Raw genomic sequence first — 12,031 nt, forward strand, 5'->3', positions numbered from 1 at the left:
ATCCGCCGGCGGAATCGTTCCCAGCGGAGCGGCCCGACGCCTCAACCCGCGGCCGGATCGCCGGCGGCACCGACCGACCCGGCGGCGCCCGTCTCCGCCAGGATCCAGGCCGCGGTGTCGGCATCGGAGCCGGCGACCGGCAGGTGCAGGATGATCGGCGTCTCGTAGGGATGGCGGGCCTTCAGCGCCGCCGACAAGGCGTCCGCGAGGCCCTCGCGGCTCTTGAGGATCGCCGCAACCTCCTCGCCGCGTTCCACGGCGCCCTTCCAGCTGAAGACCGATTGCATCCCCGGCAGCACGTTGATGCAGGCGATCAGCCGCTCGCGGACAAGGGCCTCGCCGATGTTGAGGGCCGAGGCGAGGTCGGGAAAGGTGGTGTAGACGAGGAGCGGACGCTCCATGCTATGCCTCCGGTATGCAGCTTTCCCGGCAGTGAGGCGCAGGCCGGGCCGAGACGTCAACCGGGCGGTTCGCTCATCAGACTGGAGCCGTGACGTGAACGCCGACGCCACCCCGACGCGCCCGCCAAGCTGCGCCTGAGCGATGCCGCACGTCAAGAAGATCGCCTTCGTGGCGAGCCCCACCGGCCATGCCCGCGAGGCCGCCGCCGCCCTGATGCGGCGCTACGACCATGTCCCGCCCGAAGAGGCGGACGTTGTCGTGGCCCTCGGCGGCGACGGGCTGATGCTCCAAGTGCTGCATCGGTTCATGGACAACCCCAAGCCGATCTACGGGATGAACCGCGGCACGGTCGGCTTCCTGATGAACGAGTTCCGGGACGACGACCTGCTGGAGCATCTGGAAGCAGCCCAGCGCAGCGTCATCCACCCGCTGTTGATGGACGTGCTCGACACCGAGGGCCGGTCCCACCGGGCGCGGGCGATCAACGAGGTCTACCTGCTGCGCCAGACGCACCAGACGGCCAAGCTGAAGATCGCCGTCGACGGAAACGTAAGGCTGGATCTACTGATCGCCGACGGAGTCTTGGTCGCCACCGCGGCGGGCTCGACCGCCTACAACCTGTCGGTGGGAGGACCCATCCTGCCGCTCGATGCCAAGCTGCTGGCGCTCACGCCGATCTCGGCCTTCCGGCCCAGGCGCTGGCGCGGCGCGCTGCTGCCGGATTACGCGCGGATCCGGATCGACGTGCTGGACGCACCTCATAGGCCCGTGGCGGCTGTGGCCGATCACACCGAGTTCCGCCGTGTCTGCACGGTGGAGACCTCCCTCGATCGGGCGACCGAATTGGTCCTGCTGCACGATCCCGGCCACAGCCTCGACGAGCGCATTCTCCGCGAGCAGTTCGGATGAGCCTGCACATCCGGGCCGCCTGCGCGGCGGATCGTGGGGCGATCACGCACATCATTCTGCCGACGATCCGGGCCGGGGAGACCTACGCGCTGGATCCCGACCTCGGCGAGGCCGAGGCCCTCGCCTACTGGACCGGCGCGGACCGCGAGACCTTCGTGGCCGCGTCTGACGGCGTGGTGCTCGGCACCTACTACCTCCGCGCCAATCAGGCCGGCGGAGGCGCCCATGTCGCGAATTGCGGTTTCATGACCGGCGCCGAGGCGACGGGACGCGGCGTCGCACGGGCCATGTGCGCGCACAGCCTTGACCGGGCGCGGGCGCGCGGCTTCACGGCGATGCAGTTCAACTTCGTGGTCAGCGCCAACGTGCGGGCGGTACGGCTATGGGAGAGCTTCGGCTTCGCCGTCGTCGGGCGGCTGCCAGGGGCGTTCCGGCATCCGAGCCTCGGCCTCGTCGATGCGCTTGTGATGTTCCGGACGCTCTGACCTCGTGAGCGGTCGGCGCTACGGCGCCGCGACGAGGTCGCCTTCGCGAATCGCGCGCTCACCGCCCTGCGTGCGGATTCGATACGAGGGCTCGCCGGTCTGATCCTCCGGCATCAGCCGCAGGACCTCGAACACCTCGCCCGCCCCCTTATCTTCGGGAAGCCCGGTGCGGGGCCGGCAGACGCGCTGGCCGACCTTGAACTTGTGCGACATGGCGGGCTCCTGGGGTGTCGTCACGACGGCGGTTCAGCGCCGCTTCTGGGCCTTCGCCTTGCGGGCGAGATAGCGCGCGTCGCGCTGCGCCTTCTGCTCCGCCTGCAGGGCCTTGGCGCGCTCCTGTGCGGCCAGCTGCTCGGCCTGCTTCCGCTCGATTTCGGCCAGGCGCTCGGCCTCCGCAGCGGCGGCGGCACGGGCGATCTCGGCCTGACGCGCGGCCTCGCGCTCCGCGGCGCGGGCTTCCCGGGCGTCGATCACGGCGCGGCGGGCGGATTGGCGGGCGAGAACCGCCGGGTCATCGGCGCGCGGTCGCGCCCGGAACCGGGCCAGCATCTCGGACCGCGCCTTGGCGGCGGTCTCGAGGCGATCAACGACGCCCTGCTTGTTGAGAAAGCTCACGAACACTCCGGGTCAGGGCGTGGCAGAGGCCGACGCCGCGGATAGGGTTGCAGAAACGAAGAAGCCGCTCCGGGAGGAGCGGCTTCGCGGGAAACCTGGCGGACGGCGATCAGGCCGTCTGGAGCTGGCCGGCGGACTGCTTGCCGCTGCGACGGTCGGTCTCCAGCTCGTAGGAGACCTTCTGGCCCTCGTTCAGGCTGCGCAGGCCGGCGCGCTCGACGGCCGAGATGTGGACGAACACGTCCTTGCCGCCGTCATCCGGCTGAATGAAGCCGTAGCCCTTGGTCTCGTTGAACCACTTGACGGTTCCGGTGCTCATGGAAGTCCTTGGTCTTCGCAGGAAAAGTGAGAGATGGCACCCGCTCGACCGAGCTGGTACCGGCATCGACCGCTAGCGATAGGAAAGTTAGAACCGCCCTGCGAAGGCGTAACGGTCCAAAATATCCGGACACGTGCCGATTGCGTCGGAATAGACCCTCGACGGTTTTTTGGCAAGCCTGAGGAAATACTTCTCTCGGCGCTGGGACGGTTCCGCCGGAGAATTCCGTCCCGACAATCGCGTTGAACCGCCGCAGGTCAGGAAATTTGCCGCCACGATACGGGTGTAAATCGTGGTTGGAACTGACGAATTCTGTCACCGCGGGCGTCCGCCCGGGGCGCCTCGGAGACGAAAGCGCTCCCTGGATCACGCTCCCACGGGCTGGCGCGCCGCTGCCTACCCAGCAAGTCTGCGCCGGCCAGTCATACGGGACACGACACGCGACCTCGAAAGCCTCCGGCCGCCCTTCCGACCCTGTCCCTGAGGCGTCGGAGCGCCGCGGAGGCCTCAAGCGAGTCCTCCAGCCGGCCGCTGCGGCCCCTGAGAAAGTACGGTTTGGAAACGCGAAATCCGATCTTGCGGGGTCCTCGTGCAATGCCAGTCCCCGAGAGCGTGCTGACGTCCCCTGAGATCGTAGCACGCTCTAGGCCGGCACCACGCGCAGCACGCCCTCGCCGCGGCGATGCCCCACCGCCGTCACGGCGACTTCGCGGGCTCGGCCATGGGCGACAAGGGCCGCAGCGAGAGCCGCACCGGCCGGCGCCGCCACCTCGAGGCCGTGCCCGACCACGTCGCCGAGGGCGTGGATCCGGGCGCCCGGTGCCAGCCGCGCGAGGGCATCCTCCTCCTCCGCGGTGATCGGCGCGACGCCGGTCGCACCCGACAGAACCCGGTCGGGCGACTCAATCCCGGCTTGGCGCCAGAGGCCGTCGAGGCTTGTGGCGACGCTGCCCGGCGCGCGCCGGGTCCGGTCGCTCGCCACCGCGTCGAGCCGGGCGAGGGCTCGGGCTCCGCGGGCGGCGGCATGCGCCTCCGACTCGAGCATCAGGAAGGCCGCGCAGCTCCCGAGGATGAAGCCGCCCGCCGCGCCGCGCGCGAAGACCGGCCGATAGGCGTCGCGGGCGAGATAGCCGCCCATCTCGTGGATCACCAGCACGTCCGGCCGCTCGGCGCTGTAGGAGCCGCCGACCAGGATCGCGTCGATCTGGCCCGACGCCACCCGCGCCCGTGCGATCCGCAGGGCGTCGACCCCGGCGGATTCCTCACCCATGAAGGTGCGCGAAGCACCCGTGACCCCGTGCACGATGGCGATGTTGCCGGCGAGCAGGTTCGAGAGCTGGGCGAGGAACAGCGTCGGGCGCAGGTCGTTCTGGAGCCGCTCGTTCAGGTAGGCACCGGGGTCCGGCGCGTCGCGCAGGCCGGTCAGGATCGCTCCATCGACCGCGTAGTCGCGCTCGCCGCCGCCCGCCGCCACCACGAGGTGGAGCGCCTGTTTCAGGCCGGCCTCGTCCTTCACCCCGGCGGATTCCAGGGCAAGCCCCGCAGCGTAGACGCCGAGGCGCTGCCACGCCTCCATCTGGCGCTGATCGCTGCGCTTCGGGATCTGTCCATCCCAGGCGATCGTCGGGGCCGGATGCACCGGATAGGGCGCGAAGGTCTCGGTGTCGGTGCGGGGCGCCGCGCCGCCATCGAGGGCCGCGAGATGCGCCTCGACGCCCTCGCCCGCGCAGGAGACGAGGCCGAGGCCGGTGACGACGACCGGTCGGCTCATGGCTGGCCCACCGGCTGGCCAACCAGCTGGTCCACCGCCGGAAGCAGCCCGATGGACCGGGCCCGCGCGCGCATGGGCGCGTCGAGCCCGTCGGGGAACGGCATGGTGCGGAAGCGCAGCTCGGCGTCGCACAGGGCCTTGCCGGCATGGCTGATCGCGGCCTTCGTCACCGCGTAGCCCGAGCCGTCATGCTCCAGGCTCGCCGTCACGACGAGGTCGGCTCCCGGACCGACGAAGGAGCGGAACCGGGCCTTGTCGACGCCGGTGAGGAAAGGCATCCGGGCGAAATCGAGATGGGCGAGGACGAGGTAGCCCGACGCCTGCGCCATGGTCTCGGTGAGCAGCACGCCGGGCACCAGCGGATGGCCGGGGAAATGCCCCTCGAAGACCGGGCTCTGGAGAGGCACCTGGGCGAGCGCCTCGATCCGCCCGGCGGCTCGGTCCAGGAGCCGCACGGAATCGATCATCTCGAAGTATTCGAGGCGCATGGCGGACCGGGCTACCCGAGTCAGACCTTGGCGGCCTTCTCGGCCACCAAGCCGTCGATGCGCGCGCACAGGTTCTTGAGAACGAAGTACTCTTCCGCCGGGACCTTGCCCTCGTTGACCTCCTGGGTCCAGCGCTCCAGGGGCAGCTTGATACCGAAGGCCTTGTCCACCGCGAAGGCGATGTCGAGGAAGGCGAGGCTGTCGATGCCGAGGTCGTCGATGGCGTGGCTCTCGGGCGTGATCTTGTCCCGCGGGATGTCGGCGGTCTCGGCTATGATGTCGGCCACGCGCTCGAAGGTGGCGCTGCCGTGGGCGGGCTCGTCGGACATATCTTCTCGCGGGCTGTTCGAATTCCGGTCGATCGTGCGGGAGCCCCCTCGCCGCCGGGCGGCCCGGTGCTCGCGTCCCGCGCGGCCGCCCAACGCGTCTACGGGCCCCGTACGCGGCCCCGTCGAATGGCGGCGACCTCTACACGAGGGGGTCAGAGGCGGCAACCGCGACGGTTCCCCCGGCGTTTGAGGGCTTGTCCACACGCACGCGCAATCGTGTGTGCGGACGCGCGTTCCGTCGTCCGGCGCCGACCCTAGGTGCAAGGCGCGGCGGCCGAGTGTGCCCAGGAGACCTGACGGATGCAACCGATGATCAAACCCGGCACCCCGCCGGTGCCGGTCGAGACGCCCTTGCCGCAAAATCAGGGTCCATCGCAGGAGCTTCCGCCTCACGAGCGGGCGCGCTCGCAGGGGGCGGCTCGGGTCCTGCTGGTCCTGGCGCTCTCGGCCCTCGGCCTGTGGATCCTGCACGAGTTCCTGCCGGCGCTGGCCTGGGCGGTGGTTCTGGCGATTGCCCTGTGGCCGCTCTACACGCGCCTCGAGCGGCGCTTCCCACCCGGCAAGCACAACATCCTGCTACCCACGCTGATGACCGTGGCGGTAGCGCTGGTCTTCCTCGCGCCGCTCGCCGTTCTGGGCATCCAGGCCGCCCGGGAAGCCCACGACGTGGCCGAGTTCGTGCGCAACGCCGAGGCGAACGGCATCCCGGCGCCGGACTTCCTCCAGCACCTGCCCTACGGCGCGCCTCAGGCGACTGCGTGGTGGAACGACAATCTCGGCCACGCCCAGGCCGGCTCCGACCTGCTGCGCCGGTTCGAGAACAACTCGGTGATCGGCGCCTCGCGGAATGTCGGCCGCGAGATCGTGCACCGGATCGTGCTGTTCGGCTTCAGCCTCGTGGCATTGTTCTTCCTGTTCCGCGATTGGCGCACGGTTCGGGACCAGTCGCTCACCGCCTGCCACCGGCTGTTCGGACCCCGCGGCGAGCGCGTCGCCCGCCAGATGGTGGCCTCGGTGCACGGGACCGTCGACGGCCTCGTGCTGGTGGGACTCGGCGAGGGCTTCGTGCTCGGGATCGTCTACTACTTCGCCGGCGTGCCGCACCCGGTCCTACTCGGCGCCTTCACGGCAGTGGCGGCGATGATCCCGTTCGGCGCCGCCGTCGCCATCGCCATCGCCGCGCTGCTGCTGGTGGCGGCCGGCTCGGCGAAGGCGGCGCTGGTCGTCGCGGCGGCAGGACTCGTGGTGACCTTCGTGGCCGATCACTTCATCCGGCCGGCCCTGATCGGCGGCACGACGAAGCTGCCCTTCCTATGGGTGCTGCTCGGCATTCTGGGGGGTGTCGAGACCTTCGGGCTGCTCGGCCTGTTCGTCGGGCCTGCCGTGATGGCTGCCCTGGTCCTGCTGTGGCGCGAATTCACCGAGGGCCACGATCAAACGGCCTGAGCCGTCCGAACGCCGATTAATCGGCCGCGCCCGTCCCGGCCGAGGCCTCGACCCGGCGCCGGTCCTGGCGCCAGTCGGCCGGCTTCTCGAACGTGCCAGCCCAGATGCCGCGGCGGGTCGCCCAGGCGCGGCCCTCTTGGCGGTTGTAGGCCGTCGTCACGTGGCGGCTGGCGAGCGCCAATCCCTGTCCGACCATCCAGGCGGACAGATCCTCGCCATGCGCGTGGCAGATTCCTGCGACGCGTCCCGCAACCGAACCCTCGCGCCTCTCACAAGTCACCACGGCCCCGGCAATCCTGGCATTCAGCGCCTGCATGGCCTCGCGGCCACAACGGTATTCCCGCCCCGCCGCGGTCTCGCAGCTCTGCGCGGTCTCGGGGGCGTCGATACCGTAGAGATGGATGCGGGTGCCCTGCACCTCGATCGTATCGCCGTCGACCACAGTCGCCGGGCCACTGACCGTCCCGGCAGCGGCCGCGGGACCGCAGAGGAGGAGCAGGGCAAGCATCGGTCTGATCATCGGAGGATGTCCACGCGGGAGGCGATCGTTCTGACGAGAAGTCTGGTGGGGCCGCCAAGCTGCGCGGCCAATGTGGCGATTTTGCCGAAGCGGACAATTGCCGGTCGTAGGTGGCAGACGCTATCGCGCGCGGGTTGCGAAAGTGTTCCGCGTCGCGGAACGGCGGCTCAGACCAACCGTTCAGCTGGATGACCTTCCTCAAAACCGTGCTGACTGCGCTGGCCGTCTGCCTCGCCCTTATCGTCTGGGCCAGCTACGCGATCGGGCCGACGCGGCCGGGTGCTGAAACCGCGCCGGGCCTGACGGCCGCAGCGGTGCTCGCGAGTGACGGCATGGCGCCGGATGGCCGGCCGGGTGAACCGGCGCTGGATCGCGCGGCCCTCAGCCGCCTGACGGGGAGCATCTCCGACGGGAAGCAGGCGGCATCGGTGGGTACGCCTGCTGGCTGAGAAGAGGTCGGCGCGATTCGCGTGCGGCTAGGGCGCGACAAGGACGCGACCAAGCACGCCGTCTTCGCTTACCTCAGGTCCGGTACTTGCCGTTGCGCTTGACGAGGACTCGGGTCCCAACCGGCACGCGCTCGTAGAGGTCGGCGATATCCTCGTTGAGCATCCGCACGCAGCCCGAGGAGAGCTGCTCGCCGATGCTCCACGGCTCGTTGGTGCCGTGGATGCGGAAGAGGATGTCGCGGTTGCCCTGGTAGAGGTAGAGCGCGCGGGCGCCGAGGGGATTGTCGACGCCGCCCTTGCGGGTCCGTGGCAGGTCCGGATTCAGCGAGACCATCGTAACAGTCGGGCTCCAGTCGGGCCAGACGCCCTTGCGGCCGACGCGCGCCTCGCCCTTCCAGGAGAAGCCGGCCTTGCCGACGCCGACGCCGTACTGCATCGCGGTACCGTCCGCCTGAACGAGGACGAGCTGGCGCTTGTCGATGTCGACCACGATCGTGCCGGGCTGCTCGGGCCCGTTATAGCTCACCTGCTGGCGGCGGTACTTCGGATCGAGCCGCTGGGTGTCGACCAGGGGAATGTCGTAGGGCTTGTCGGCCTTCGTCCCGATGTACCACGCCGAGTCGTCGTCCTGCGCGACCTGGACGGGTCGGGTCTGGCAGGCCGCCAGGGGTGCGATCGCCACGACGGCGAGCAGGATTCGCGAGAGGAGGATCCGGCGAACGCGGCTCCAGGCCGAGGGATTGGTCGCGATCATGGGTCCTGTCATGCGGGCTGCGGTTCTCGGGCCGGTTCTCGAGCCCATGACTACCGTCTCGCGGCCGGCGACGATGTAGCTTTTCAGCCGCATCGAACCGCGAGCGCCCGCTCCCGCGGCCACGGTTGCGCCCTAATTCAGAATCGAGGCGGACCTTCGGTACGGTCACCGCGGAGGGGATTGATGCCCGACACCCAGACACTTGCCGATGTTGCGCCAGAGGCGCCGACTGCGATCCTCAGCCCGGCCATCCACCTCGACCATTGCGTCATCCACGTGAGCGACTGGGCGCGGTCCAATGCCTTCTACCGCGACGTGGTGGGCGCCGAGATCATCGAGCGCGGCGCGGGCTTCGCTTACCGGTTCGGCGGCGTGCAGCTCAATTGCCACGGCCCGGGCGTCGCGGCGACGCCGGTGGCCGAGAAGCCCGTGATGCCCGGCAACAGCGATCTCTGCTTCCGCTGGTCGGGGACGATCGAGGAAGCCATCGCCCATCTCCAAACATCGGGCGTCCCGGTCGAACTGGGTCCGGTCGAGCGGCACGGCGCCGCGGGCGCGGGCATCAGTGTCTACTTCCGGGATCCGGACGGCTCCCTGCTGGAATTCATCACCTATCCGCTGGAGTGACGCGGCACAGGCGCAGTCAGGCCCGGCTCTCGGCGAGCGCTTGGTTAGTCTGCTCCAGGCGCAGCGCCAGCACCCGCATGAGGGCGATGCTAATCTGTGGAAACTGTGCGAGCAATTCCAGGAAGACGCCGCGATCGATGCGCAGGGCCGTGACCGCGGATTCTGCCGTGACAGTGGCGGATCGAGGCTGCTCGGCCAGGATGCCCATCTCGCCGACAAGGGCATCCTGGCCCAGCAGCGCCAGCCGCACCGGGCCGGCGGGACCATCGATGCTGACCTCCGCGGTTCCCTGAAGGATCACGTAGGCCGCATCCGCCACGTCGCCGCGGGCAAAGAACCGCTGCCCCGGCTCGAAATGCACACGCTCGCTGGTGAAGGCCAGGAGCTTCAGGCGCGCCGGCTCCACCTCGCGGAACAGCGGCACCTGCTTCAGGGAGGAAACCTCGGTGTCGAGGGTCATACGGGGGCTCCGCGACGGGTCTCAAGCCCAGGACGGCGGGGCCGGACGGGCCCGCCTATCCATGCGGTTCGTCAAGCACTTGTCCAGCCCCGACCCCGACGCAGCGCCCTCGCGGCCGCACCGCAGCCTTGCCGCACGCCCGGCCATCGGCTTGGTTCTGTGGTTGGTCCTAGCCTTGGGCACGGCAGGCCATTCGGCCCAGGCGCGCCTCGCCCAGGCCGACCTCGCCCGCGTAGCCGTCGCCCCACCACCGGGGGCGCGTGCGCCCCTCGACCTGACAGCTACGGACGCGCGGACGGGGCAGGCCACGACCCTTGGGCAGGCGCTCGGGGGCAAGCCAGCCCTGTTGCTGCCGGTGGACTACACCTGCGGCAACGTCTGCGATCCGATGGTCTCCATGTCGGCCGACGCCCTGGCGTCCACTGGTCTCGCCCAGACCGACTACGCCCTGGTGCTTGTCGGGATCGACCCGCGCGACGATGCCGCGGCCGCTCGTCGCATGATCGCGGACACCCTGGGCGACCGTGCGACGGCAACCAGCCCCATCATGCTCATCGTCACAGAACCCGCCCTCGCCCAGCTTAGCGGCGCCCTTGGCTACACCGCCCTCTACGACGCGGGCACGGATAGCTTCGCCCACCCGGCCGCCGCCCTGCTGCTTGCAGGCGACGGGCGCGTCGCCCGGGTGCTCTCGCCACTGGCCCTCACCGGGCGGGATCTCCGCCTCGCCCTCACGGAGGCGGGTGAGGGCCGGGTCGGAAGCCTGACCGATCGGCTCGCTCTTCTCTGCTACGGTTTCGACGCAGCGCGCGGCATCTACACGCCCCTGATCCAGCGCATCCTCACGATAGCCGGGATCGTGACGATCCTAGCCATCGGCCTGCTCATTCTGGGGCTTACCCGCCGCGCGCGAACGCGAGCGGGTTAAGCTGCTACCCGGATCAGCGCTTCGTCGACAGGCCCTGCTCGCCTGGCTCAGGCGCTTCACGCTTGAGGCTGGCATTCAGGTGAGGCGAATCGACCGGCTCTTCACGGGTCGTCGGCCGGGCGGAATCCTCGGGTGCCGGCATCGGCGGCAGGGGCGGCGTGTTTGGCTCCAACGCCGGGCTCCGCCCCGCGCCATCCTTCACCATGTTGCGATTCGTCATGCGAGAAAGCCCTTTTCCCCGTTCGGCATCGAGGGACGACGTTGCGCCACGATCCCCAAGCCGCTCCGCTGACCCTTCCAGGGCGTGCCGGAGGGCATGTGCGCAGACCAACCCAGGTCGTTCCTGGTCCAACGCCGTGCACAAGACGCAGGTTGCCGCCAAGCTGAGCTGTTAGAAGCTTGAGCAGGTCTCGGGACAGGAACCTTGGTTATTGCTGAAGGTTGTTGCGGGGTGAAGCGAAGCCTGAGGAGGAACTGATGGCATCCGGAAACTCGACCTCGAAGCGAGGCTTTGCCTCGATGGACTTGGAGCGGCAGCGCGAGATCGCCAGCAAGGGCGGACGCAGCGTGCCCGCCGAGAAGCGCTCATTCTCTCAGGATCGCGAACTCGCCTCCTCCGCTGGGCGTAAGGGTGGCCAATCTACGGGTACCGGCCGCGCCGAGTGACGCATCCATCCCGTCGTAATGCGTAGCGGCGCCGCGTCCTCTGGACCGGCGCCGCCTTCGTTTGGTGGAAACATGCGCGGTGAGACGCGCACAACGAAAAGCCCCGCCTGACCAGCGGGGCCTTTTGTAGGTCGGCGTCGGAAAGGCCGAAATCAGGAGATGCAGCGGCCTGGGGTCATGCGCCGCGCCTCGGGGCCCACCAGTGAGCTGAGGGCGGTTTCACACCCCTCGCGAACCATCCGACGCGCCGGCTGCTTCAGGATCGGCCGAATGTTCAAATCCTGCGCCTCGCCGGCGACCGGAGCGATGCCGCGCTCGGCCCTCTGAACACCCGCGACACGCGTCGGGCTGATGGAGAGAGAGACGGGCCGCATGCCGGGCAGCGGGGCCTGGATGACCTGCATCACCGGGACCGGAGCCTTCCAATGGTCGGCGGTGTCACGCACGACCGGCTGCACGAGGACAGTGAGAAGAGCGGCGGGAGCACTCACGCCCAGAATGAAACCAGACCGCAGCATAGCCCCGACCTCATCGCGAGAGCTTGACAGGATGTTGTGATAACGCGGCCTGCAATCGCAGGTTCCTAGACTGTGTCGCGCCTAGAAGCTCTCAGTATTCGATCGCAGGCCGGGCGCCGGTGCGCCCGCGCACGCGCGCCGTCCACAACCGTCCCCTGTGTCTTCAGCGCCACGTCCGTTGAAAAAGTGCATTTGCTGGAACCCTTCGGTCCCGCAGCCGTTTCCTCAGCACCCGGCCACCTGGTCCTCCCCGCATTCCCCTTGTGCATCGGCCGGAACCTCTGCGACGGGCTGGAGTCCCTCCGGCCCGTTTTTTTGTGCCGTGACGAGGTCGACAACAAAAAA

General features: G+C 69.3%; 18 protein-coding genes. 7 read left to right on the forward strand and 11 right to left on the reverse strand.

The window, feature by feature from the left end; all coding sequences use genetic code 11:
- Window positions 1-41: 41 nt before the first annotated feature.
- Complete coding sequence (gene cutA / locus MMSR116_RS03610) at window positions 42-401, reverse strand: divalent-cation tolerance protein CutA (RefSeq protein ID WP_010683695.1); 360 nt, start codon at window positions 399-401, stop codon at window positions 42-44.
- A gap of 142 nt (window positions 402-543) precedes the next feature.
- Between cutA and MMSR116_RS03615 the strand changes: the two genes are divergently transcribed.
- The gene (locus MMSR116_RS03615; RefSeq protein ID WP_010683694.1) at window positions 544-1,311 is read left to right on the forward strand and encodes an NAD kinase; all 768 of its coding nucleotides are present in this window, start codon (window positions 544-546) and stop codon (window positions 1,309-1,311) included.
- Window positions 1,312-1,313: 2 nt separating this feature from the next.
- On the forward strand, window positions 1,314-1,796 hold the full coding sequence (locus MMSR116_RS03620) for a GNAT family N-acetyltransferase (RefSeq protein ID WP_039893162.1): 483 nt from the start codon (window positions 1,314-1,316) through the stop codon (window positions 1,794-1,796).
- A gap of 18 nt (window positions 1,797-1,814) precedes the next feature.
- On the opposite strand, the gene MMSR116_RS03625 is transcribed toward MMSR116_RS03620, so the two are convergent.
- The 6 genes from MMSR116_RS03625 to MMSR116_RS03650 form a co-directional block, all read right to left on the reverse strand.
- Window positions 1,815-2,009, reverse strand: a complete 195-nt coding sequence (locus MMSR116_RS03625; RefSeq protein WP_010683692.1) for a hypothetical protein — start codon at window positions 2,007-2,009, stop codon at window positions 1,815-1,817.
- Window positions 2,010-2,042: 33 nt separating this feature from the next.
- Window positions 2,043-2,411 carry a DUF6481 family protein gene (locus MMSR116_RS03630; protein ID WP_039893160.1) on the reverse strand — a complete coding sequence of 123 codons (369 nt, stop codon included), beginning with the start codon at window positions 2,409-2,411 and terminating at the stop codon, window positions 2,043-2,045.
- 109 nt (window positions 2,412-2,520) lie between these two features.
- Window positions 2,521-2,730: a cold-shock protein gene (locus MMSR116_RS03635; RefSeq protein WP_010683690.1), complete on the reverse strand. Its 210-nt coding sequence runs from the start codon at window positions 2,728-2,730 to the stop codon at window positions 2,521-2,523.
- A 643-nt stretch (window positions 2,731-3,373) separates the two neighbouring features.
- On the reverse strand, window positions 3,374-4,501 hold the full coding sequence (locus MMSR116_RS03640) for a beta-ketoacyl-ACP synthase (protein WP_010683689.1): 1,128 nt from the start codon (window positions 4,499-4,501) through the stop codon (window positions 3,374-3,376).
- Complete coding sequence (locus MMSR116_RS03645) at window positions 4,498-4,989, reverse strand: 3-hydroxyacyl-ACP dehydratase FabZ family protein (RefSeq protein ID WP_010683688.1); 492 nt, start codon at window positions 4,987-4,989, stop codon at window positions 4,498-4,500. The genes MMSR116_RS03640 and MMSR116_RS03645 overlap by 4 nt, the downstream gene beginning before the upstream one ends.
- A gap of 20 nt (window positions 4,990-5,009) precedes the next feature.
- Window positions 5,010-5,318 (reverse strand): acyl carrier protein, encoded by a 309-nt coding sequence (locus MMSR116_RS03650; RefSeq protein WP_010683687.1) that lies wholly within the window; start codon window positions 5,316-5,318, stop codon window positions 5,010-5,012.
- Between the two features lie 300 nt (window positions 5,319-5,618).
- Between MMSR116_RS03650 and MMSR116_RS03655 the strand changes: the two genes are divergently transcribed.
- The gene (locus MMSR116_RS03655) at window positions 5,619-6,764 is read left to right on the forward strand and encodes an AI-2E family transporter (RefSeq protein WP_010683686.1); all 1,146 of its coding nucleotides are present in this window, start codon (window positions 5,619-5,621) and stop codon (window positions 6,762-6,764) included.
- A gap of 16 nt (window positions 6,765-6,780) precedes the next feature.
- On the opposite strand, the gene MMSR116_RS03660 is transcribed toward MMSR116_RS03655, so the two are convergent.
- Window positions 6,781-7,284 carry a thermonuclease family protein gene (locus MMSR116_RS03660; RefSeq protein ID WP_010683685.1) on the reverse strand — a complete coding sequence of 168 codons (504 nt, stop codon included), beginning with the start codon at window positions 7,282-7,284 and terminating at the stop codon, window positions 6,781-6,783.
- A gap of 188 nt (window positions 7,285-7,472) precedes the next feature.
- Between MMSR116_RS03660 and MMSR116_RS03665 the strand changes: the two genes are divergently transcribed.
- On the forward strand, window positions 7,473-7,733 hold the full coding sequence (locus MMSR116_RS03665; RefSeq protein WP_010683684.1) for a hypothetical protein: 261 nt from the start codon (window positions 7,473-7,475) through the stop codon (window positions 7,731-7,733).
- 73 nt (window positions 7,734-7,806) lie between these two features.
- On the opposite strand, the gene MMSR116_RS03670 is transcribed toward MMSR116_RS03665, so the two are convergent.
- On the reverse strand, window positions 7,807-8,487 hold the full coding sequence (locus MMSR116_RS03670) for a L,D-transpeptidase (protein WP_039893095.1): 681 nt from the start codon (window positions 8,485-8,487) through the stop codon (window positions 7,807-7,809).
- Window positions 8,488-8,670: 183 nt separating this feature from the next.
- Between MMSR116_RS03670 and MMSR116_RS03675 the strand changes: the two genes are divergently transcribed.
- Window positions 8,671-9,114, forward strand: a complete 444-nt coding sequence (locus tag MMSR116_RS03675) for a VOC family protein (protein WP_010683682.1) — start codon at window positions 8,671-8,673, stop codon at window positions 9,112-9,114.
- A gap of 16 nt (window positions 9,115-9,130) precedes the next feature.
- On the opposite strand, the gene MMSR116_RS03680 is transcribed toward MMSR116_RS03675, so the two are convergent.
- Entirely contained in the window at window positions 9,131-9,574 is a 444-nt protein-coding gene (locus MMSR116_RS03680; RefSeq protein ID WP_010683681.1) for a cyclic nucleotide-binding domain-containing protein, read from the reverse strand.
- A gap of 61 nt (window positions 9,575-9,635) precedes the next feature.
- Between MMSR116_RS03680 and MMSR116_RS03685 the strand changes: the two genes are divergently transcribed.
- Both MMSR116_RS03685 and MMSR116_RS03695 read left to right on the forward strand, forming a co-directional pair.
- A complete protein-coding gene (locus MMSR116_RS03685; protein WP_051072169.1) occupies window positions 9,636-10,502 on the forward strand; it encodes an electron transporter in 867 nt (288 codons plus the stop codon).
- 477 nt (window positions 10,503-10,979) lie between these two features.
- Window positions 10,980-11,168, forward strand: coding sequence for a general stress protein (locus MMSR116_RS03695; RefSeq protein ID WP_010683678.1), 189 nt, complete (start codon window positions 10,980-10,982; stop codon window positions 11,166-11,168).
- 152 nt (window positions 11,169-11,320) lie between these two features.
- Here MMSR116_RS03695 and MMSR116_RS03700 read toward each other — a convergent pair whose 3' ends face one another.
- Window positions 11,321-11,686: a hypothetical protein gene (locus MMSR116_RS03700; RefSeq protein WP_010683677.1), complete on the reverse strand. Its 366-nt coding sequence runs from the start codon at window positions 11,684-11,686 to the stop codon at window positions 11,321-11,323.
- Window positions 11,687-12,031: the final 345 nt, after the last annotated feature.

The sequence above is a fragment of the Methylobacterium mesophilicum SR1.6/6 genome, assembly GCF_000364445.2.
GTDB lineage: Bacteria > Pseudomonadota > Alphaproteobacteria > Rhizobiales > Beijerinckiaceae > Methylobacterium > Methylobacterium mesophilicum_A.